This is a genomic window from Streptomyces sp. NPDC002588, from assembly GCF_040295925.1.
Classification (GTDB): Bacteria; Actinomycetota; Actinomycetes; order Streptomycetales; family Streptomycetaceae; genus Streptomyces.
Map to the genome: position 1 here is coordinate 12769 of NZ_JBEOWF010000073.1, position 21280 is coordinate 34048.

At 67.7% G+C, this 21280-nt stretch carries 16 protein-coding genes; 7 read left to right on the plus strand and 9 right to left on the minus strand.

Translation table 11 applies throughout. From position 1 onward, the window contains the following. Positions 1-59 precede the first annotated feature (59 nt). Both ABT057_RS46800 and eccD read right to left on the minus strand, forming a co-directional pair. Positions 60-338, minus strand: coding sequence for a hypothetical protein (locus ABT057_RS46800; RefSeq protein WP_352351093.1), 279 nt, complete (start codon positions 336-338; stop codon positions 60-62). A gap of 198 nt (positions 339-536) precedes the next feature. Further along, entirely contained in the window at positions 537-2048 is a 1512-nt protein-coding gene (eccD, locus tag ABT057_RS46805) for a type VII secretion integral membrane protein EccD (protein WP_352351095.1), read from the minus strand. Positions 2049-2381: 333 nt separating this feature from the next. On the opposite strand from eccD, the gene eccCa reads away from it, so the two are divergent. After that, positions 2382-6353, plus strand: coding sequence for a type VII secretion protein EccCa (gene eccCa, locus ABT057_RS46810; protein WP_352351097.1), 3972 nt, complete (start codon positions 2382-2384; stop codon positions 6351-6353). Between the two features lie 96 nt (positions 6354-6449). Here the strand turns inward: eccCa and ABT057_RS46815 are convergent, their stop codons facing one another. The 5 genes from ABT057_RS46815 to ABT057_RS46835 form a co-directional block, all read right to left on the minus strand. After that, positions 6450-6749: a WXG100 family type VII secretion target gene (locus tag ABT057_RS46815; RefSeq protein ID WP_352351099.1), complete on the minus strand. Its 300-nt coding sequence runs from the start codon at positions 6747-6749 to the stop codon at positions 6450-6452. Between the two features lie 73 nt (positions 6750-6822). Next, positions 6823-7170, minus strand: coding sequence for a WXG100 family type VII secretion target (locus ABT057_RS46820; RefSeq protein ID WP_352351101.1), 348 nt, complete (start codon positions 7168-7170; stop codon positions 6823-6825). A gap of 66 nt (positions 7171-7236) precedes the next feature. After that, positions 7237-8442 carry a S8 family serine peptidase gene (locus ABT057_RS46825; protein WP_352351103.1) on the minus strand — a complete coding sequence of 402 codons (1206 nt, stop codon included), beginning with the start codon at positions 8440-8442 and terminating at the stop codon, positions 7237-7239. A 90-nt stretch (positions 8443-8532) separates the two neighbouring features. After that, on the minus strand, positions 8533-10275 hold the full coding sequence (locus ABT057_RS46830; protein ID WP_352351105.1) for a hypothetical protein: 1743 nt from the start codon (positions 10273-10275) through the stop codon (positions 8533-8535). Positions 10276-10277: 2 nt separating this feature from the next. After that, the gene (locus ABT057_RS46835; RefSeq protein WP_352351107.1) at positions 10278-10643 is read right to left on the minus strand and encodes a DUF2563 family protein; all 366 of its coding nucleotides are present in this window, start codon (positions 10641-10643) and stop codon (positions 10278-10280) included. A gap of 530 nt (positions 10644-11173) precedes the next feature. Here ABT057_RS46835 and ABT057_RS46840 point away from each other — a divergent pair. The 3 genes from ABT057_RS46840 to ABT057_RS46850 all read left to right on the plus strand — a co-directional run bounded on the left by ABT057_RS46840 (position 11174) and on the right by ABT057_RS46850 (position 14669). Then, positions 11174-11626 (plus strand): hypothetical protein, encoded by a 453-nt coding sequence (locus ABT057_RS46840; protein WP_352351109.1) that lies wholly within the window; start codon positions 11174-11176, stop codon positions 11624-11626. Positions 11627-11630: 4 nt separating this feature from the next. Further along, a complete protein-coding gene (locus ABT057_RS46845; protein WP_352351111.1) occupies positions 11631-13955 on the plus strand; it encodes a hypothetical protein in 2325 nt (774 codons plus the stop codon). Positions 13956-14021: 66 nt separating this feature from the next. Further along, the gene (locus ABT057_RS46850) at positions 14022-14669 is read left to right on the plus strand and encodes a hypothetical protein (protein WP_352351113.1); all 648 of its coding nucleotides are present in this window, start codon (positions 14022-14024) and stop codon (positions 14667-14669) included. 35 nt (positions 14670-14704) lie between these two features. Here ABT057_RS46850 and mycP read toward each other — a convergent pair whose 3' ends face one another. Both mycP and eccB read right to left on the minus strand, forming a co-directional pair. Then, positions 14705-15976 (minus strand): type VII secretion-associated serine protease mycosin, encoded by a 1272-nt coding sequence (mycP, locus tag ABT057_RS46855; protein WP_352351115.1) that lies wholly within the window; start codon positions 15974-15976, stop codon positions 14705-14707. Between the two features lie 47 nt (positions 15977-16023). Further along, positions 16024-17550 carry a type VII secretion protein EccB gene (gene eccB, locus ABT057_RS46860; RefSeq protein ID WP_352351117.1) on the minus strand — a complete coding sequence of 509 codons (1527 nt, stop codon included), beginning with the start codon at positions 17548-17550 and terminating at the stop codon, positions 16024-16026. A gap of 200 nt (positions 17551-17750) precedes the next feature. On the opposite strand from eccB, the gene eccE reads away from it, so the two are divergent. From eccE to ABT057_RS46875, 3 genes are all read left to right on the plus strand, one after another. Continuing rightward, positions 17751-19079, plus strand: coding sequence for a type VII secretion protein EccE (gene eccE / locus ABT057_RS46865; RefSeq protein ID WP_352351119.1), 1329 nt, complete (start codon positions 17751-17753; stop codon positions 19077-19079). After that, the gene (locus tag ABT057_RS46870) at positions 19076-19861 is read left to right on the plus strand and encodes a hypothetical protein (RefSeq protein WP_502974084.1); all 786 of its coding nucleotides are present in this window, start codon (positions 19076-19078) and stop codon (positions 19859-19861) included. Before eccE ends, ABT057_RS46870 begins: the two co-directional genes overlap by 4 nt. 351 nt (positions 19862-20212) lie before the next feature. After that, positions 20213-21280, plus strand: a 1068-nt coding sequence (locus tag ABT057_RS46875; protein WP_502974086.1) for an SCO5717 family growth-regulating ATPase, incomplete at its 3' end; no start/stop codon positions are given.

Consider the following 21280-nt stretch of genomic DNA (forward strand, 5'->3'; position numbering starts at 1 on the left):
GCACGGACCTTGAAGGTGCGGAAGTCCCAGGTGTCGACGGGGAGGTCCTTGTCGCCGCTTCAGCATTCCTGGCGCACCAGCAACGCGCCTCCGCCGGCGGCGCCCACGTCGTGGCAGGTGCCGGTCACCTTTGTGCTCCACCGCTGCTTGCCGCGGTCCATGTCGTACGCGATCGAGCCGCCGCCCCAGGTAACGGCCACCGTGTCGTGCGTGAGGGTCACGCTCGGGGAGTCCTGGAGGCTGCTGGTCGTCGGCTTCTCCGGAGTGGCGCCGATGCCGTGGACGGGGAACGCGTGCGACCAGATCTCCTGGCCGTCGTCGAGGTCGAAGAAGGCCACGTGATCGCAGAGGACAGCTCGTCGCCGTTGGCCGGGTGTTGGACGGCGGTTCGGTTCTCACCGGTCACATGCCGGGTGTAGCCGCAGATGGGGCCGCCGAGGGGGAGCTTCATGGCAAGCCTGCACGGCTGACAGCAGCGGCCCGTCCTGACCCGTTGATGAGGACCGGACCCGCCGAGCGGTACCAGGCAGGCCCGGTCAGTTGCTCGTCATGGCGCGCGCCTGCGTGTACACGTCGAAGACCGCAAGAGCCAGCGGAACCAGCGTCAGCAGAACGAAGTTCTCGGCGATCTCCAGGAAGCGCCCCCAGAAGGGAGTGACACCGCGCCGCGGGGCGACAAGGCCGATCGCGGTGACCAGAGTGGCGGCTGCGGCCACAGCCGCAGCGAGCCAGACACTGCGGAGATCGAGGGCGGCGGTGTCGCCCTGGAGCGCATCGCGCCAGTACTCCTGAGGTGGATTCAGGGCGAGCCCGAGTCCGAGGAAGACGAGAGCGGCGAGACCGGCCGCCAGCGTGGCGGCGATCTGCGCGGTGTACCGGAACAGGTGAGCTCGCATCAGCATCGCGACACCCGTGGCGACGGCGAGGAGTTGCGCCCACAGGTTGCTCGAGAAGCCGAGGACGATGGACGAGCCCACGGCGACGAGGGCGCAACCGCCGACGAGGCCCACGAGAAGTTCGTGGCCGCGGCGGACCTGGGCCGCGATGCGCTCGGCGTCGACAGGCTCCTGGGTGGCCTGGGGGTCTGCCCCGTAGCCGCCGCGCGAGGTGTTGGGCGGTTCGAAGCCGATGGGCAGCCTAGCGAAACGCATGGACAGGGCCGGCAGGAAGGCAAGCGCACCCACTCCGAGCGTGGCGCAGATGGCGGCCGTCTCGATGGGCGCCAGTTGCGTGCGGATGGCGATGAACGTGGTGAGCAGCCCGATCAAGGAGGCGAAGAGGAACGCCACGAAGGGGCCGTCACCACTCGGCGCCACCAGAGTGAGCACGACCGAGGCGACGAGGACCGCCACGCAGGCGAGCAGGAACTGGAGCCTTCCGATGCCTTCTCCGTCGGAGAGCGGCACCAGCCCGGAGCCGGCCACTGCGACATTGGGGAGAGCGCCGAGCCCCAGGGCGACCGCGGATCCCCGGTCGTCGTACACGCGCGCGCGTACGCACGCGAAAGTGATCAGGAGAACTCCCGTCACGGCGGCAACGACGCCCTGGAGGCTGTACATGTCGTGGCGGATCTGGGAACTCCAGGACACGAAGGCGATCAGCGCGGGCAGGATGCCGCCCGCCACGAGACCGGCGGCGCGGGTGAGTTCGCCGTTCCACAGGGTGCGGTCACGGGTCACGGCCGAGGCCACTGCCTCGGAGACGTCGTCGAAGACGGCGGGCGGCAGCGACTCGGAGAACGGGCGCAGAGTGAGCAGTTCCCCGTCGAGGATCCGCTGCGCCGCGAACGACCGGGCACTGTCGAGGACGGCTCCGTCGCGGCGTACGAGGTGGTAGCCGACCGGGGCTCCGTCGGCGGGATCCTGTTGGGAAAGCCTCAGGATCTCCGGGTAGAGGTCGGCGACCGGTACGTCGTCGGGCAGCGCCACGTCGATGCGACTGTCGGGTGCCACGATGGTGACCCGGCAGAAGCCGAAGTCCGTGCCCGCCCCCGGAGGGGCCCCGGTGCCCTGTCCGCCGGTCGTGCCGGCCGGCGCAGAAGCCGTCATGCCCACCTGCTGTTCCCCCTCGTCAGTCCTGAGGCCGGTCGCGACGCCGCCACGCATACGTCCGGCTGTAAAGATCCTGTGTCTGTTGTGCCGCACAGCCCGCGCCGCCGGTCGACTGCTCGTCGCGCAGGATTCAGCTGCAGACAGCCTTGCTGCGAACTTTGCGGATTGCCCTGATTTCCGAGGCTGATTCGCAACTGCTCACGCGCCTCTCGGGCACCCTACCGCCCGTCGTTCCCCGAGGTTGTCAGTAGGATCGCGCCTTGCGATCGACGTCCGCCTGACACGGGGCGGCGGACGAAACAGCTCGGTCCGCAAGGGAATTGGTGCGAAGTGAGTCACATCGTCGTCAAGCGCCCGCCGCGGGCATTGCCCAGCGAAGTGCCCACGGACGAGGTCGCCCTGCAGCCTCCGCCGGAGCTTCCGCGCGGGCAGCAGGAGGGTGCTCTGATGCAACTCCTGCCCATGCTCGGCATGGGCGGGTCCGTGGTGTTCTTCTTCAATCCCCAGGCTCAGCCCTTCATGAAGATCATGGGCATGGTGATGGTGGCCTCCACGATTGCCATGGGCATCTCGATGCTGGTCCGCTACCGCCGCGGCAACCAGGGGCAGATGGCCGACATGCGCCGCGACTACCTGCGCTACCTGTCGCAGACCCGGCGCACCGCCCTGGAGACCGCGAAGGTCCAGCGCGACGCCCAGTACTACTTGCATCCTTCACCGGAGCAACTGTGGGCACTGGTCGCAGAGGGCAGCCGGGTGTGGGAACGGCGCACCAACGACGAGGACTTCGGGCAGGTTCGCGTGGGTCTTGGCCCACAGGCGCTGGCAACTCCGCTGATCCCGCCGCAGACTGGGCCGGTCGACGAGCTGGAGCCGCTGACCGCGGGCGCCATGCAACGCTTCCTGGCCACGCACTCCACCCTTGACCACCTGCCGATGGCAGTTTCGCTGCGCGCCTTCTATCACGTGACGATCAGTGGTGAGCCCGGGACCGTGCACGGCGCCGCCCGAGCCGTCGCCGCCTCCCTCGCCTCGCTGCACTCCCCCGAAGACCTGGTCATCGGCATTGCCACCAACCGCGATTCGGCGTCCGAGTGGGAGTGGGCCAAGTGGCTGCCCCACGTCCAGGCGCCGGGCCTCGCGGACGGTGCGGGCAGCCTGCGTCTGATCACGACAGACCCGGTGGAACTGGAGGACCTGCTCACCACCCGCCTCCAGGGACGTCCGCGCTTCCACCCTGCCGCGCCACCCGTTCCGGAGCAGCCGCACCTGGTGATCGTGCTCGACGGCGTCTCCGTGCCCCCCACGTCATTCCTGGCCAGCCCCGAAGGCCTGCAGGGTGTGACGGTCCTCGAGGTCGTGCCCGGTGACCTCACGACCGGACGAGGCGATCTCTCCGTCATCGTGCAGCCGCAGGAACTGCGGCTGGAGTCGGCGCACGGCATGGTCTACGAGGGCACGCCGGACGTTCTGTCGTACGAGGCCGCGGAGGCGCTGGCCCGGCAACTGGCGCCTCTGCGCATGGCATCGGGCGGCGACGACGACGAACCACTGCTCGCCGCCCTGGAGTTCACGGATCTGCTGAATCTCGGCGACGCGGCCGCCGTCGACCCCAGGCGGACCTGGCGGCCGCGCTCGCAGGCCGAGCGTCTGCGCGTGCCGATCGGCGTAGGCGAGGACGGTCGGCCCGTGATGCTCGACCTCAAGGAAGCGGCGCAGGAGGGTATGGGCCCGCACGGCCTGTGCGTAGGCGCGACCGGCTCCGGCAAGTCGGAGCTGCTGCGCACGCTGGTCCTCGGCCTCGCCGTGACCCACTCCTCCGAGACACTGAACTTCGTTCTGGCGGACTTCAAGGGTGGTGCGACGTTCGCGGGCATGGCCCAGATGCCGCACGTGGCAGCCGTCATCACCAACCTTGCGGACGATCTGACCCTCGTCGACCGCATGGGCGACTCGATCCGCGGTGAGCTCAACCGCCGCCAGGAGTTGCTCCGCGACGCGGGCAACTACGCGAACATCCACGACTATGAGAAGGCCCGCGCAGCCGGTGCCGCACTGCAGCCGATCCCCTCGTTCGTCCTCGTCATCGACGAGTTCAGCGAACTGCTCACGGCCAAACCGGACTTCATCGAGATGTTCGTGCAGATCGGCCGCATCGGCCGTTCGCTGGGTGTGCACCTGCTGCTGGCTTCGCAGCGCCTGGAAGAAGGCCGTCTGAGGGGGCTCGAGACGTATCTGTCGTACCGGATCGGTCTGCGTACCTTCTCGGCGGCGGAGTCGCGTGCCGCGCTCGGTGTCCCGGACGCCTACGAACTGCCGAACGTTCCGGGCTCGGGCTACCTGAAGTACGGCACGGACGAAATGGTGCGTTTCAAGGCGGCGTACGTCTCCGGTGTGTACCGCACCAGTTCACAGCAGGCGGCGGCGTACGGGGGGCCGCTCCCCGTGGACCGTAGGCCCGTGCTGTTCACCGCGGCCGAGGTTCCGGTCCAGTACGCACAGGTGCCGCAGCAGCGCGAGGAGAAACCCGACGAGACGGACGACGCCCTCGCCGACACCGTCCTCGACGTGATCGTGCGACGGCTGGAGGCGCAGGGCCCTGCCGCCCACCAGGTATGGCTGCCCCCGCTCGACAGCCCGCCGTCACTCGACACGCTCCTGCCCGGGCTCGCTCCGGTGCCGGGCCGGGGCATGACGCAGCCCGGCTACGAAAGCGCGGGCCGGCTCGTCGTCCCGGTCGGTATCGTCGACAAGCCGTACGAGCAGCGGCGCGACCCGCTGTGGACCGACTTCGGCGGCGCGGCCGGGCACATGCAGATCCTCGGCGGCCCGCAGTCCGGCAAGTCGACCCTGCTGCGCTCGATCCTCGCGTCGTTCTCGCTCACGCACACCCCGCACGAAGTGCAGTTCTACGGGCTGGATTTCGGTGGTGGCGGCCTGGCGGCAGTAGCCGGCCTGCCGCACGTGGGCGGAGTCGCCTCACGCCTCGACCCCGAAAAGGTACGGCGCACCACGGCCGAGGTGTACGGCATCCTGACCCACCGCGAGGAGTACTTCCGTACCGCGGGCATCTCCTCGATCGCGGAGTTCCGTGCGCGCCGTGCGCGAGGCGACATCTCGGTGACCGACCAGCCCTGGGGCGACGTCTTCCTGGTCATCGACGGCTGGGGCAACTTCCGTACGGACTACGAGGCGTTGGAGCCTTTGGTACTGGACATCGCGGCCCGCGGCCTCGGTTACGGCATCCACCTGGTCCTCACCGCGTCGCGCGCCATGGAGGTCCGCTCGAACCTCAAGGACCATTTGATGAACCGCCTGGAACTGCGACTGGGCGACCCCATGGACTCCGAGTTCGACCGCAAGGTCGCGGCCAACGTGCCCACGGGCGTGCCGGGACGTGGCCAGACTCCGCAGAAGCAGCATTTCATGGCGGCGGTCCCGCGTATCGACGGTCTGTCCTCCGACACGGACCTGGCGGAAGCGACGACAGCGCTCGCTGCCGATGTCGCCCGCCACTGGGAGCAGCCGGGCGCCCCCGAAGTGCGCCTGCTGCCGAGGGAGTTCCGGGCGAGCCAGCTGCCTCCGGGGGACCGGTTCCCGAACCGCGGCGTTTCCTTTGCGCTGGACGAGGACAACCTGGAGCCAGTGTTCGTCGACTTCGAGCAGGACCCGTTCTTCCTTGTCTTCGGTGAGAGCGAATCCGGCAAGTCGAATCTGCTGAAGCTGCTCATCAAGCGCCTCACCGAGCGCTACGACGGCGACACCTGCAAGCTCTTCGTCGTCGACAACCGCCGTTCCCTGCTGGGCGTGACGCCGTCCTCGCATCTGGCCGAGTACATCCCCATGTCGAACCAGATGCAGCACCACATGGAGGCCCTCGCCGACCTGATGCAGCGCCGCACGCCCACCGCGGACGTGACCGCGGAGCAGCTGCGCAACCGCAGCTGGTGGCGCGGTCCCACGGTGTACGTGATCATCGACGACTACGACCTGGTCTCCACGTCGAGCGGCAACCCGCTGGCAGGTCTGACCGAACAGCTCCCGTTCGCCCGTGACGTCGGCGTCCGCTTCATCATCGCCCGCTCCACCGCGGGCGCGGGCCGCGCCGGCTACGAACCCTTCATGCAGCGCATCAAGGAACTGGGCGCCCAGGGCGTGGTCCTCGCCGGCGACCAGGGCGAGGGGGATCTGCTGGGTGGGGTGCGGGCTCGACCCATGCCTGCGGGGCGGGGTGTGTTCGTCTCGCGCAGGCGTGGGAAGCCACTGGTCCAGGTGGGGCTGGTGGCGGACGAGGACGCGTGAGGCGGGACTGGCGGGACTGGCGGGACTGGCGGGAAACAAGAACAAGGTGGGCGCCTCCCGCGCGCGCCCACCCCGAATCGCCGCCACCGGCCTCGCTCACTGCAAGTAGCTGGCAGCCTTCTTGTCGCCTTCCATGTAGGTACCGCCGGCAGTGAACACGACGTGGCCGATGCCGGTCAGCGCGGTGTGGATGTCGGTGGCTTCCTTGTCCCACCGCGCCAGCTTCTCGTCGAAATGCTGTGCAGCATCGCCCTGCCAGTACTGCTTGCTGTTCAGCACCAGCTGCTTGAGCTCCTGCAGATCCTGATCAAGCTGCTTCGCCTCGTTGGCAATCTTGGTTGCCGCGAAGTCAAGCCCGTCATAAGTGACGTTCAGTCCGTCGGTGTTACGACCCATTCCCGTATACCTCGTTTCGGTCGCGTGTGCCTGGTAGGCAGCGGATACGGCCAGTGCCTGAATTCTGCCGATCTCAGTACGAAGTCAGAGGAGACGCCTTGACGGTGGGAGCACCGTCATTGAGGTCGATCTTGTTGGCCGCCGCGCGCACCTCGTCTTCCTTACTGTCCTTGATGTTGCGCGCCGTGGTCATCGCATCGATGACTTCGCTGAGAATGTTGCCGAGGCCCTGCAGCGACTCGTTGATCTCGTACTGCTTCCTGTCGAACGCAGCACGACCGATACCGTCCCACTGGCCCTCGAGACCATCGATCACACCCTGAAGCGAGTGCACACGCTTCCGGATGCCCTCGTACTTCTCGTACATCTGCTTCTGAAGAAGGACGACTGCTGCGTCTTCAAGCTTCTGATTGTTGGCCATGATCGGTCCGCTCTCCTTAGTCTCTTGCTTAATCCAACGATCTCGGCTCAAGGACGGCTGACGACGTCACCTGGCCCGCCGCGCTCGCACCACAGCCGCGCCAGCGCCGCCGAATACGATCACCGCGGCGGCGGCGCCCAGCGTGATCCAGAGCAAGTTGCTGTCATTCGACGACTCCGCGGTTGATCCTGCTGCCGAAGTGGCGCCGCCAGAATCCTTTTCAGAGGCTTGCGACGAGGCCGATGCGGAAGGGGAAGGGGTGGCTTCTGTCGTCGCTCCTCCCCCGTTTTCCTTCGCCAGTGGATCGACGTTCGCAGGCCCGGCGTCGTAGTCGGCATCCTCAAGGACCACGCGCGGACGGATGGCTCCGTAGCCGAGGTACGTGCTCGGGTCGTCCTTGGCCCAGTCCCGTCCGGCCGTGTCGATCAAGGAGCGTACGACCTGGTTGACCGTCCAGGTGGGGTGGGCGGACCAGATCAGGGCGGCGGAGGCTGAGGTGATCGCGGTCGCGGGGCTTGTACCGGCAGTGTCGTCGCAGTAGGAACGGAAGCTGGCGTCACACCATCCTGGGAAGTCCTGCCCCGGTGCGGCCAGATCGACATAGTTTCCATGGGAAGAAAACTTCGACACCGTGCCGGACTCATCCATGGACGACACGCCGATTACGTAGGGGTAGGCGGCGGGGTAATCTATCAGGCCCTTCCCTTCGCCCGCGTTGCCAGCAGCAGCGACGAGCAGCTTTCCTTTTGACGCCGCATATTCAATCGCTGCTTCGTCCTCATCAGTCGTCATGCCCCCGATGGACATGCTGATGATCTTCACGTCGGTGTCGGCAGCGGCTCGGACTGCCTCCCAGGCCGCGGGAGTCTTCTTCTTCTCTTCCGCTCCCTTGAGACCTTCGAGCTCTACACGGAATGGGACGATCTTCGCCCCTGGCGCCAGCCCTTGCAGCCCACCGTCTGATCCCGTGCCCGCGATCAGCTCGGCCATGGTCGTGCCGTGACCGAGGTAGTCATTTGTGGAACGGTACGAAACCGATTTGGGGACCTCATCGGTCAGGACCTGCCCCTTCAACGAAGGTGTATCGGCGTTCACCCCGGTGTCGATGACAGCGATCTTGACACCCTTGCCCGTGCTGGCCTTCCACATCTGCTCGGCCTTCATCGGGTCCAGGTACCACTGCTTGGATTGAGCATCGTACGCAACCGCGCTCGGCGCGAATCCCATTGCCACAGCGGTCAGGGCTCCGACGACAGCACCCACGGTGCGCACTCGTCTAGCGCAGCGTGTCCTGAGGAGCGCAGCCCGCTGGGCTCGTCGGCAGGTCCCTGACTTCATGATGTTGTATGTCCTCGCTCGCGCTCAGTTGATGACCGGCGGCACGTCGCGCCGCGGCTTTGTAGGCACGTGGGTCTCTTCGTCCTCGGCCAAATAGTCGGGCCGCGACTCTTCCTGCGTATTCTGTCCGCCAGCGGAATTCCCCTGCTTGGCGGGTCCGCGCACGAGCCCGGTACCGCCACGTGTCATACCGTTCCGTTCGGCCCGGGCAACAGAGTTGTGTGCGGCTGGCCTGCCACTGACGGGCTCGGGTGCCCCCGCACCTCCACGAGGCGTGGTCGCTCTCGAACCGGGCCTCACAGCCGTCTCGGGGGCTCCGAACACACCCCGCTGCCCAGCTCCGCCGGCCGTTGACCGAGCGTTCGGCGCTCCTTCGGCACCGCCGACCGTGCCGCGGGGGAGTCGCGCCCCTCCATTTGCCGAAGGACCGGCTGAACTTGTGGGCCGCCCCCCGACCACGCCGTTCGCGCGCCCCGCGCCGGTGGCAGGAGCGCCATTGACTCGAGGCGTGGTCCCGCCAGTGGACCGCGGTGTGCCTCCGGTGACACCGCGTCCCATCGGGGACGGCCTCGCTCCGGAGGTACTCCCCTTGGTGGTTGTCTGCCCGGGCGCTCCCGTGTGGCCCATCTGGTTCGTGGAGCCTCGGCCCACGGCACGTCCAGGAGCCGAGTTGCCCGGCCCATTTCCGGTCCTGCCCTGAGCGGACACAGGGTTCCGGATGCTCCCTGAACCGCTGCCTGACGTGCCGTTGGACATGGAAGTCGGGTAGCCACCCCCAAACCCACCGGGCTGCCCGTTGTCTGGTCCAGCAGTACCCGTAGTCGCTGGTGCGGCACCCACGGGAGGTGCAACTGTCGGTTCTGGAATCACGCCGACGCTGTCGATGTCTGTACCGACCGGGTGATCCGGGTACACGATGCGTCCCGCGACGTCCTTCGAAGACGTCGTGGAGTCGCTGTCGCTGTGCACAACGACATGGCCCGAGGCGTGCGGAGTCGGGAGAGCTCTCGACACACCATCCTGAGTACCCCCCGAAGCGGACTCTCCAGGGCCAGGGTCCACCGAACGTACCGGCGGAGGCACCCCCACATCAGGCATCACCGTGAACTCCGGCGCCTTCAGAGAAGCCAGTTGCTCCGCCGACACCGTGTAGTACGACGACAACCGGTTCATCTGGTTGATCGCCTCTTGGCGGTTCTTCTCCACCTGGACTGCGGCGGTGTACTCGTCGTTGCTCGCGACCTGCTCGGACTTCGGGATGTCCTTGACGGGTGTCGGGGTCGAACGCGTGTCGCGAGTCGGCATGGCCTTGCGGACGGACGCGAGGCCTGTGGCGGCGGCCATGATCTGGTCGCCGGCCGATCCGGCGAAGTCGCTCAGGCCCTTCGTGCTGGTGACGAGCGAACGGCCCCACTTGCGGAAGGCATCGCCCGACTCACCCACCCAGTGGACGTTCTCGATATGGCCGTCGAGTTCCGTCGCCGCCGCCTCGATGGCGTCGCGAGCCGCCCACAGGGCGTTGCCCGACGATTCCAGGTCCTCCGGATTCGTCTGCTCGACCAGATCGAGCATCTCGTTGAGTTCGTGCCGCTCGAAGTTCGTACGCTGTTGCAAGGCCTGCCCGACCGGGGTGGCTTCGAGCGCGGCGCGGACCGTGTTGTGGAAGAACCCGCCGCCCGGGCGCTCCTCCATTCCCCGGGCGAAGTCCGTGAAGGAGTTCTGGTGGTTGACCCGAGCCAGATCGGCCTGGTGCTGCTTGTCGGTCATCGTCAGAGCGTCCCGCCCGTCTTCGCGTCGTTGGTGCGCTGCACGCCGCCCCCCGCGTCCTGGATGTGCCGGATCTCGGTCTGGATCTCGGCGAAACGCCGTCGCTGTTCTTCTTCCAGGTTGTCGAAGCCCCGGTGCGCGCCCAGGACGGCGATGCCGATCCCCTCGATCTGCAGGTGCAGAGTCTTGGAGAGGGAGGTGAGCTGCTCGTGGACCCTGTTGTACTGCAGGTGCAGGCCGTGCGCCTCCGGGAAGGCAGCCGTGCTTCCGCTGTTCAGGGACCCCGGCTTGATCGTCTGGGCACCCACTCGTGTCGGGTTGCCGGCGGACCCCTCGAGGTCTCGCAGGACCGCGTCCACTCGCTTCATGAATGCGGACAGCGCCTCACCGCTGGCTTCCAGGTTTGCCGCAGTTGCGGCCGACGCGCCGCCTGTCATGTCGATCGGAAGCATGACGCCCCCTCCCCGTTTCCCCGTAGCGCCCGTCGGCAGGGACGGACCGAACGCTCGCCGTACGATCGCAAAGCGAGCCGTACCTCACAACGCTTTTACCACTGTAGCTACCCTGTACATCCAGCCCAACCGTGATGCGTGTCAACTCAGTTACCAGGCCGGCCAGGAACCCCGCTTTGCCCGAATCGCCGGTTTGGCGTGAGGAAGTGCAGCCCCTCCAAGCCGTACGCCTCAACGGCGTCGCCCCTCGTAAGCAGTAGTGACTCCTTCAGTGTGCATCGGTGGCGATCTTCACCGAACTTCCGCGCTTCGATGATCACGACTGCATCGCCGCTGCCCCAAAGGACAACCGGAGTTGCTAGCTTGATTGCCAGTCTCTCTCGGAGCCCCAGGGCCGACGGGAGTAGGAAGCGGTCGGTCGGCAGCACGGGGGAAGGGTCCTGCAGATGGCATGGGACGAATGGGAGCAGCTCAAGAGCGAGGCGCAGCAGCGGCAGCAGAGTTCCACCCATATGCAGCTCAACCAGGTTGACCCTCCAGGGCCCCCCGTCAACGATCAGGGTGACCTCAGGGCCAGTCAGAGCGACCTCGCCAGGGTCGGGAACGCCGCATTCGACCTGCGTCAGCAGTTCGAGCACTTCAGCGACCACGCCCGGGTGAAGTCCATCGCGGCCGGCGATGGCCTGAAGGCCGAGGGCTTCGAGATCGGTTCGGCGCTGACCCACGTCGCCGAGCACTGGGTTGACCAGGTCCAGACACTGCTCGACGCCACAGCCCACATCTCCAACCACCTCGACTACACCAAGGGCGCCCACAAGGGCGACGACGTCTTCATCGCCGGCACGATCAGCAGCATCGCCGACCTCGACAAGGGCTTCGACGAGCGGAAGGGCAGCTGAGTCGATGGATCTCGACGCTCTCCGCTATGGCAACTTCAGCAAGCTCGGTGAGGCCGTCACCGACTGGCAGGAGATGACCAAGAACCTCAAGACGCTCGCCGAAGACGCCGACAAGAACCTCAAGGGCCAGGCCGACAAGGCGAACTGGGCCGGCGTGAACGCCACCGTCACGCGTGAGTTCATCGACAAGACGGCCGGGGAGTTCACCGACGCCCACACTCAGGCCGACACGGTCGCCAAGATTCTCGACGACACCCGTGGCGAACTCGTCGGCTACCGCGAACAGCTCAACGCCGCCATCGAGCGTGGTACCGCGAAACACCTGACTGTGGGCGACGCCGGCGACGGCACCTTCTTCGTCACCACTAACCCCCGCCCCGACTGGTACTCCGATCTGAGCGGACAGAAGAACACGGCCAGCCGGAAGGACGCCGACGACCTACGGGACGAGATTCAGCGCATCCTCGACAAAGCCACCGAGAGCGACACCACCGCCGCCAAGGCGTTGCGTCTCATCGTCGACTCCGCCAAGTACGGGTTCTCCGGCGCCGACTACGACAACCGGGACGAAGCAGCGAAGGCCATCGCAGATGCCGACGCGATGGCGAAGATCCTTGCGAAGAACCCGCACGACGTGACCAACACGGAACTTGCCACGCTCAACGCCAATCTGGCCAAGTACAAGAACGACCCGCTCTTCTCGGAGGAGTTCGCCACAACCGTCGGCCCGAAGAAGCTCCTCACCTTCTACGCGGGCGTCGCCGACCCCTACCAAGGCCAGTACGACCCCAAACGCGCGGAACAGGTCAAGCAGCTCCAGAAGAACCTCGGGAACACCCTTGGCCAGGCCACGCTCTCGGACAGCGACAAGATGCAGGGCTGGGAACAGCAGATGATCAAGCTGGGTCCGGATCAACTCGGTATCGACGACGCGAGCAACCCGACCGGCTATGGCGTGATGAGCAACCTGATGCGGTTCGGTGACTACGACGATCAGTTCCTGAACGACTACGGAAACAAACTCCTCGACTACGACAAGAAGGTCAACGGCGAGGGAATCAACCTATGGGTGAACAACGCGAACCAGGGCGACCTCAACTACTGGGGTTACAAGAACGACCGAGGGCGCGACCCCGTGACGGGCTTCCTGCAGGCGTTGGGGCACAACCCGGGTGCATCGGAGGAGTTCTTCGCCCGGCCCGACACCACGGAATACAACATCAGCGGACCCGTCGACATGATCAGCGGCAGGGACACCGTCGACAAGGCCTCCGAGCTCAACGAGCACCTCAAGTACCTGACCCAGGACCGCGTCTGGGTGTCGGACAGCACGCTCGAGGGCGACCACGACTTCGTCGCGGGGCGCCAGGCGCTCGGCCACGCTCTTGAGTCCGCTACGACCGGGTACTCGTACGACGCGACCGCGGCCGACATCAAGGCCGGCGGCGAACACCGGACTCCCGCGACCGCGTCCGTGATGGAAGAGGTGGCGTACCTCTACGGCAGCGAAGACGGTCCGGATCTGCTTCACAGCCAACCCGAATTGGCGGCCAGCTTGGGCAAGATGGCCGGTGCGTACATCGACGACATCGACTACAGCCTGTCCGGCGTCGGCGAAAATAATATGGACAAGGGCACCTTCCCCGCGGCTTATGAAGGGCGTGCCAACTTCACCAACAAAGGCGCGATCAATTTCCTGAGCGTGCTCGGTCATGACGAGAACTCACATCGTGTCGTCACGGCGGCACAGCATCTGTATACGCTGAGCGCTCTGGACAGATATCCGCCGAGCAGTGATACCAACATTGGACATGCCCATGATGCGCTGATCGCAGGCGCCCAGGCGCGAGGCATCCTTGACAACGCCCGTGTCGAGCAAGCCGAGTCGGACTACAAGGCGAACTCGGAAGACGCCAACAAGTCTCTGGGCCGGTCCGCCGACTGGATCAAGCTGGGGGTCGGGGCTACCGTCGGCGTCGGCGTTGCCGCCATCCCCTTGCCCGGGACGACGGCCGCGGCAATGCTCATCGCACCGGTCGCCGCCGATACCGTCGGAGAGGCAGTCAACACCTTCATCGGTCAGCAAATCGACAAGGGGGTCGACGCTGCGGAAGACGACCCCGCAAAGCAGGCACAGCTGACCAGCAGCGAATTCTACGCAAGGGGCATCAACCAGATGGGCAAGGCGTACAACACCTACATCGATGGCAGCCCCAAGACCGCCGACATCGTGGATGGCCAGAACTGGGACCAAGACATCAACAACGCCTACTACGGAACCGGAACGGGCGAGAACGATAGCCGTGGCCAAGCTCCATACAAGGACTGAGTTGTGCGACAGACGAGCGAACAACCGCAGGGCAGAACAAGAACACGCACTGTGCTGCCTTCCGTGATGAGCACTGCAGTACTGATCTTCGGGGTCGCCGCATGCGGTGGAGACAGCGAGGACACGGAAGAGCCGAGCCTGACCGCATCTCAGGTTTGCGACTCCGCACTCGACTCGTCCGCTGTCGCGGCGCTCACGCGTATGGGTAACACGGAGAAGTTCACCGAACTACCCGGCACGATGGACTCCGGGGAGCCGAGCAAGTTCTCTCTCCAACGCTCCGCGAAGACAATCCACGAGAGCAAGACACAGCGAAACCAGTGCGTCGTGTTCAAAGCCGGAGATAAGACCGGTCACCCGTTGATCGATGTGGACTTCTCCGCCGTGACTTACCACCCCAGAGCGGATGAGGCATCTCAGGACGAGACGTCAGAGAACGCCATTTACCCCATCGGCCTATATGCCAAGACACACGAAAACGCCAATGCGGCGATCTATTTCAAATGCTCCACACAAGCCTCCGGAACGGCCAAGAAATCGACACCGTACATCAGTGCATCTCTTACCAGCGCGCCAGGGCAGGTCTCCGTGGAGAGCACAGGCCGGGACCTCATAACCATCCTCAATGCCATCTCGCGCGCCATGGCCAAGGAATTGGGCTGTGCCTCGCAGGCGGCACTGCCCTCGCAGGTTCCGGAGCCGGATACCAGCTGAGAACGTCCTGCATGACGGCGGTCAGGCCGCCGCCGTCACGCCTCGCCACCCACCCGCCGACGCCGTCGCCGTGCATCCCGCACGGCCACGGCCGTGCCGCTCAGACCTGCCACCATGACTAGGCCCCCCACCAACGCGTAGGTCGCCAGGCGGGTGTTGCGTTCCTCCGCCGTCTCGCCGAGCTCCAAGGGAGCGACCTCGGGGGCCTCGGCCCTCGTCACTCCGTCCTCGGCCTTCGGGGACTCGACCGGGTTCGCTGGGTCCACGTCCGTCAAGGCCTTGACCGGGTCGACCACGCCCCAGCCGACCAGGCGGTCATGGCCGGGGATCGACCGTTCGGCCGCCTGTTCGATCTGGGCGATGATCTCCCGCGCCGTCCACTTGGGGTACTTGGACTTCAGAAGGGCCGCCACCCCGGCGACGTACGGAGCCGAGAAGCTGGTGCCGTTGTCGGAGCAGTGGCCGTCGCCGGGAACCGTCGAAATCATGTCGACGCCCGGAGCCGCCACTCCCACGAACTCTCCCGACTGGGAAAAGGAAGCCCGTTCATTGTTCCGGTCGGAGGCCGCCACCGCGAGGACGCCCTCGTACGATGCCGGGTAGGTGACCTTGACGTTGCCGCCCAGGCCGTCGTTTCCGGCCGAGGCGACGACCACTACCTGACGGTCGAGGGCGTAGTCCACTGCCAGCTTCAGGGTCGGGTCCGGTTCGACTGCATTGGCCGTGTCCTGGGAGATGTTGATGACGTCGGCACCCTCGTCGACCGCGTAGCGGATCGACTCCGCGAGGGTGACGGCGGTGCCGTCGCCCTCCGCATTGTTCTGCTTGACAGGAATGATCGTGGCGTCGGGGGCCAGACCCACGAAGCCCGTTCCCTTGACGGGGCGGGCCGCGATGATCCCGGCCACGCGGGTGCCGTGGCCGACGGTGTCCGTGGTGCCCTGGCTGTTTCCCCGGTCGATCTTCTCGCCCTTGGCGTTCTCGGCGGGCAGGAGGTTCTTGCCCTTCGACGCGGCAACGGCGCTGCTGAGCTGCGGGTTCTTGACATCCACCCCCGTGTCGATCACGGCCACCTGGACGTCCTTCCCCGTGGACTGCGCCCACAGTTCGTCGAGGTTGACGCGCTGCAGCGCCCAGGGACGGCCCTCATACTTCTTCGACGGAAAGGTGCACTGGCCGCTGTCGTCCGCCCGAGCCGCGATCGGGGGCAGGGCGAACACCGCGGTCGTCGCGATGGCTGCGGCTGCGGTGGCCACAGCTGCTGTACGGGTCGCAGCCCTTGTACGTCGACGTCGTCCACAGGTCATCGAGGACCTTGCCGGCAACATGAACTCTTTCTCCTCCAGGGACGCGGCTACGAGCCCTGCGGCTGTCGCGCCGCCGCCTCCGACAGGCGTGGACCTGTCGGAAGGAACGTCGACCACGCCGCGGGGACGGGCGCGGGATTCACGTTCTCGTAGCCCAGGTGGGTCTGGGCGATCTCGGCTTCGTTCAGTTCCTCCTTGCGTTGCTCGGCGGAGGAACCGATGCCCTTGTCATCCGTGGCACTGTCGCTGTTGGACTGCAGGGCGTACCGCAGACCCGTGTCAGTGACCAGGAAGACACCGCCCGCCTTCGTCTCCGTGCCCTGGAACTGTCGGAAGAGCAGGCCCGAGCCGGGAGTGACGTACGCGCTGGAGGAACCGGTGGGGAGCTTGGCCGGGAAATCCGTGCCCACCCAGGTGAGAAGGGTCGTCGTGCCGTTGTCGCTGTCCACCGAGCGCAGAACGTTGCAGACCGTGTTGCGGCCGGTGGAACTACTGGAGCCGTTGTTCACCGTGTTCGGTTTGCGCGTCGGCCAGTCCTTCTCCCCGTCGAACGAAGTGCTGTCCACGACCGCGCCGGGGCTGACCTGCTGCGCCTCGCCCGCCTGTCCGGCGCCGACCAGTGCACCACTGTTGAGGAGCAGCGTCGCCGTGAACTCGGAGATACGCGCCACGCGTCCGGGCAGCACCACGTAGTACTCCATCACCTGGCCGTCGTACGCCTTGATGACCGTGCCGACCTTGTCGTACTGCTGCAGGCTGCTGGAGGCACCGGCCTGGGCGCCGGGCGTTCCGTCGATCTTCGGGATGGAGATCGGATCTCCCTTGTGGAGGGTGTCGAGCCAGTCCTGGGAGACCCGCTGCGGAGCACTGCCCTGGGTGTCGAGGGCCTTGAGCAGTTCCTTGTCGGCCGGGTCGGCCAGCTCGTAGGCGGTGCCTCCGGCGTCGACGACGTACTGGGTTTTGCCGTCCGGCCCGACGACGTACATCAGGTCGCCCCCGGAGAGATCGTTGCCGCCCTCGGTCCTGGACCAGTCCTTCTTGGCGAAGACGAACGCGGCCTTCTGGATGGCTCGGCCACCATCGCCGGGGCGTTCGCAGACCATCCAGCGCTTGTCGGACTCGGCCTCGCCGGCGGAGGGCAGGCGGTCAGGGGCGTAGGGGATGCCGATCGTCGCGCCGTGCGGGGGCTTTCCGCTGTCCAGTACCTTCTCGTCGACGGTGATGACACTGTCCTTGCCGGGTTTCAGCAGCAGCTTGGCGGAGGCCATGTTCAGGACCGGGTGCAGCTGCGTCTCGTCGCCCGTCTTCAGCACCACGTACCGGGTGGTCGAGTCGCTCGCGACGATGACGTGTTCCCCCGGCTCGTCCCACCCGACGGGCGCCGTCGGACTGAACAGGCCGATCCCGCCGAACACTGCGAGGATGACCACACCGACGATGACACCGGGAAACACCGCGCCCAGCGGCTTGGGAGCACCTTCCTCGGAACCCGACGGAGTGGGCTGGAGGAAGGATGCGAGTGTGCGGCGCTTCGCGAAGGTGTAGGCGTTGAGTTGATCCCGCCGAGATGCCATCTGTGCCCGTCTCTCCCCCGTGTTCGGCGTGGGTACCGCTCGGCGGGTGTACCGTCCCCCGCCCTCCGCTGTCATACCGGCCACCTACTATGCCTGGTACCCGCGGGGACTTGTGGAACGGGTAGGGTACCCGGGCCCTCAAGTGCCCTGTGTGGTGCTGGAATACCAACAAAATGCGAGCAAAGCGGGGGGATGGAGTGATGGCTTCGGGCACACGGGCCCGGTCCGGTGACCGGTCGCGGGCGCGGCGCTCCTCGGCGGCCCGGCCGCAGTCGGCACAACAGCCGCGCGCGCAGCGTGGGCAGCCCGACGCCCTCCGTCTGGCAATGTCCCGCAGGCAGGGCGGATCGTCCCGGTTGCAACGACTTGTGCTGCTGGAGATCGCTGCCGCCGTCCTCCTCGTCGGCTGGGTGGTCAATGTCGTGGCCCTCGTCGTGGCGACCATCGTGGCCTGCGCCCTCGTCGTCTTCACGGTCCTGCGCCGCCGCGGTCGCTCGCTCCCCGAGTGGCTGGCCACGGTCCGGGCGTTGCGGGCACGGCAGCGGAGGGCTGCGAGCGCGGTGGTGCCGGCGGGCACCGAGCCGGGGCTCGCCCCGGCCGTCGAGTGTGATCCGAGTCTGCGGACCTACACGTACGCCGGCCGTGACCGGCGGCCCGTCGGGATCGTCGGTGACGGGACGTTCGTCACCGCCGTGCTGCAGGTGGAGGCCGACGCCACCGCGCTACGGCCCGAGCGCAACCGGCAGCCGCTGCCGCTCTCCTTGGTGCGCGAGGCCCTCGAAGTCGACGGGATCCGGCTGGAGTCGGCACAGACCGTGCTGCACACTCAGCCTGCGCCCGCGATCCATCTGCCCCAGCAGTCCGTGGCCGTGGCCAATTACGCGCCGTTGCAGGAACAGACCGGCGCGCCCGCGGTGCGGATCACGTGGATCGCGCTCAAACTCGACCCCGAACTGTGCCCGGAGGCCGTGGCGGCGCGCGGCGGTGGTCTCATCGGGGCGCAGAAGTGCGTCGTACGTGCGGCCGACCACCTCGCGAGCCGGCTGACCGGAGCCGGGTTCCGTGCCACCCTCCTCGACGAGGAGGAGCTGACCGCCGCGATCGCCACGTCGGCCTGCGCCAACCCTCTGGTGACCGCGGAGGCCGGGCGGACGGACACAAGGGAGCCACGGACCGAGGAGACCGGCCGGAGCTGGCGCTGCGACAACCGCAGACACACCACGTACTGGATCCGCCGGTGGCCGACGCTGGGCGGGCAGCGGGCACCGTCGCTGCCCCAGCTCATCGCCCTGGTCACCGCCGTCCCCACGCTCGCCACCACCTTCAGCCTCACGCTGGCGCGCGGAGAACGGCAGGATGTATCACTGTGCGGGCACCTGCGGGTGACCGGGCGCAGCGACGACGAACTGGTCGCCGCCCGGCGCGCCCTGCAGGCCGCGGCACGCCATACGGGCACGGGACTCGTCCGCCTCGACCGGGAACAGGTACCCGGCATGCTCGCCACACTGCCCCTCGGAGGTGCCCGGTGACGGTGACGACCAGACGTGCGGGGCAGTCGGCCGCCGGGCTCGGCGAGCCGCAGCCCTCCGAGCCCCGGCAGGTGCGCGAACTGCTGCGCAGCGGCTTCGGGTTGATCGGTCCGCGGCACGCTCGGCACACCGTCTCCCCGGAGCAACTGGAGGGGCTCGCACTGCCCATCGGGGACGACGGCGTCGTCATCGGGGTGGACGCGGAGGGCCGACCCGCCGTGCTGGGGCTCAACCGGCCGACACCGAACGACATCGTCCTCATCGGCGGCCTGTGGACCGCGCAGGTCATAGCGCTCCGGGCGGCAGCCACCGGCGCGCGGGTCGCCGTCGAGACGGGACGGCCGCAGGCCTGGATACAGATGGTGCACGCCATGGGCGGCGGGCAGAACGGCCTGGCCGTGTACGACGTCGGGCGGGTGCCCCCGCAGGGCACGTCGGCCGGAACACCCGTGTTGGTGGTACGTGACTGCGGGATGCGGCCACCTCGCGGGCGCGTCGTCTCGGGGCCATGGCAGGCGGTGCTGACCCTCCTGCCGTACCTCAGTCCAATGGCCCCTCGGCTCATACGGCAGGCGCGGCTGGTCGGTGTGCAGCGGATCTCCCCGGACGAAGCCGCGGAACTGGGCCGCACGATGGCATTGCCCCGGGACGAGATCCAGTCCCTGCCCGGTCTCGCCGATGGTCTCACCCTCTGGTGCGCAGACCGGGACCGGCAGTACACGCTGACTCAGCCCACCGACGCCGAAGTCGGTTTGTTGGGTATGCCGCGCAGGATGGACTGAGGGACCGAATCGGGCGTTCTGTGACGTGAATTGGGCGGCCATGCCCGTTTCGTTTAGCGTGGAGGGGCTTACCTGTTGCTATCGGCTGGTTCGTCCCCGCGGTTTCGGTGGGTGGTGTCGCGGCGGGTCGGCGTTGGGGGGCGGACGGGCCTGCCGGGCTGGGGCGCGTGGTGATTAGGCTGGGACATGGCGCGATGCCAGAACCCGTGGACCGGGCGTCGCGGCCCCAGGGGGAGAGCCGGTGGATCGGACTACCTCGCACGACTAAGGACGACGAGTAATGGTCGCCCCGGCACGGCATGAGGGTGCTCGACCACTTCAGGAGGAATTGTGAGCAGCGATCGGGACGGGATGCGCGGGGGCTGGGCCACACCCGGCGATGACCAGCCCGACGCCGAGTCCGCCGTCGAGATGACGGGCGAGTTCACCATCGACTACGCGCCGCCTGCCTGGTACACGCAGAACGCGGGCGGCGCCGGGAACACCGGCGCGGCCGCTCCGGCGCCGCACCCGGAACCGGCTGGGCCCGGGGACGGCCACCCGACGCCCGCCGAGCAGCCCGTGCCGGGTCAAGTTCCGCCCCCGCCGGCGAACGCGGCGCCCGGGGTACCGCCGGTGCCTCCCGCGGCTCCGGCGCCGCCGGTCGCGGGAGCGCCCTTCGCGCCTCCGGCGGCCGGGCCCGGCGCGGCGCCCTTCGTCCCCTACTCGGCTCAGCCTCCGGCTCCGGCCGCGCCGTTCGCTCCGCCCGTACCTCCCACGGGGCCGCCCGCCGCCGTGCCCGGGATTCCGGCTGACGCCGGGTTCGAACTCCAGCCGCCGCAGCCGACGGCGCCGCTCGGCGCGCCGCTTCCCATGCCGCCCCACGCTCCCCAAGCTCCCCAAGCTCCCCAAGCTCCCGAGCAGAGCTTCGGTGGGAACGGCGCCGCGGACAACGGCGCCACCATGCGCTTCCCCGCGGCCGCACTCGAGCGGGAGATCGCGGAGCGTGCGGCCGCCGCACAGGCTCCGGCCGAGCAGCCGGCCGTGCAGGAGGAGGAGGCCGCCGTCACCGGGCAGGGTGTCGCGGGCGTCGAGGAGACCACGGAAGCGCTGGAGGAGAGCTCGGAGGCGGAGGCTGGGGCCGGGGCCCCGGCGGAAGCCGCCGTCGAGACCGGTACGGGCGCCGAGGGTCAGACCGACGAGGCTGACGAGACCGACGAGACGGACGAGGCCGCGGCGGACGTCACCGGCGATGTGGCATCCCCGGACTCCGACGGCGACCCGGTGGCCGGCGTGGAGCCCGAGGGAACCGACGGCGCCGACAGCGCCGCGGGGGGGGGGGGGGGGGGGCGGCCCCCCCCCCCCCCCCCCCCCCCCCCCCCCCCCCCGCGGCCGCCCCCCCCCCCCCCCCCCCCCCCGGCGCCCCCCCCACCCCCCCCC

Bases quoted from the DNA above. Each gene is read 5' to 3' on its own strand.
- eccD (WP_352351095.1), bottom strand. From the start codon at position 2,048: ATGACGGCTTCTGCGCCGGCCGGCACGACCGGCGGACAGGGCACCGGG.
- ABT057_RS46815 (WP_352351099.1), bottom strand. From the start codon at position 6,749: ATGGGTCGTAACACCGACGGACTGAACGTCACTTATGACGGGCTTGAC.
- ABT057_RS46820 (WP_352351101.1), bottom strand. From the start codon at position 7,170: ATGGCCAACAATCAGAAGCTTGAAGACGCAGCAGTCGTCCTTCTTCAG.
- ABT057_RS46830 (WP_352351105.1), bottom strand. From the start codon at position 10,275: ATGACCGACAAGCAGCACCAGGCCGATCTGGCTCGGGTCAACCACCAG.
- ABT057_RS46835 (WP_352351107.1), bottom strand. From the start codon at position 10,643: ATGAAGCGAGTGGACGCGGTCCTGCGAGACCTCGAGGGGTCCGCCGGC.
- ABT057_RS46840 (WP_352351109.1), top strand. From the start codon at position 11,174: ATGGCATGGGACGAATGGGAGCAGCTCAAGAGCGAGGCGCAGCAGCGG.
- ABT057_RS46845 (WP_352351111.1), top strand. From the start codon at position 11,631: ATGGATCTCGACGCTCTCCGCTATGGCAACTTCAGCAAGCTCGGTGAG.
- ABT057_RS46850 (WP_352351113.1), top strand. From the start codon at position 14,022: ATGAGCACTGCAGTACTGATCTTCGGGGTCGCCGCATGCGGTGGAGAC.
- mycP (WP_352351115.1), bottom strand. From the start codon at position 15,976: ATGACCTGTGGACGACGTCGACGTACAAGGGCTGCGACCCGTACAGCA.
- eccB (WP_352351117.1), bottom strand. From the start codon at position 17,550: ATGGCATCTCGGCGGGATCAACTCAACGCCTACACCTTCGCGAAGCGC.
- eccE (WP_352351119.1), top strand. From the start codon at position 17,751: ATGGCTTCGGGCACACGGGCCCGGTCCGGTGACCGGTCGCGGGCGCGG.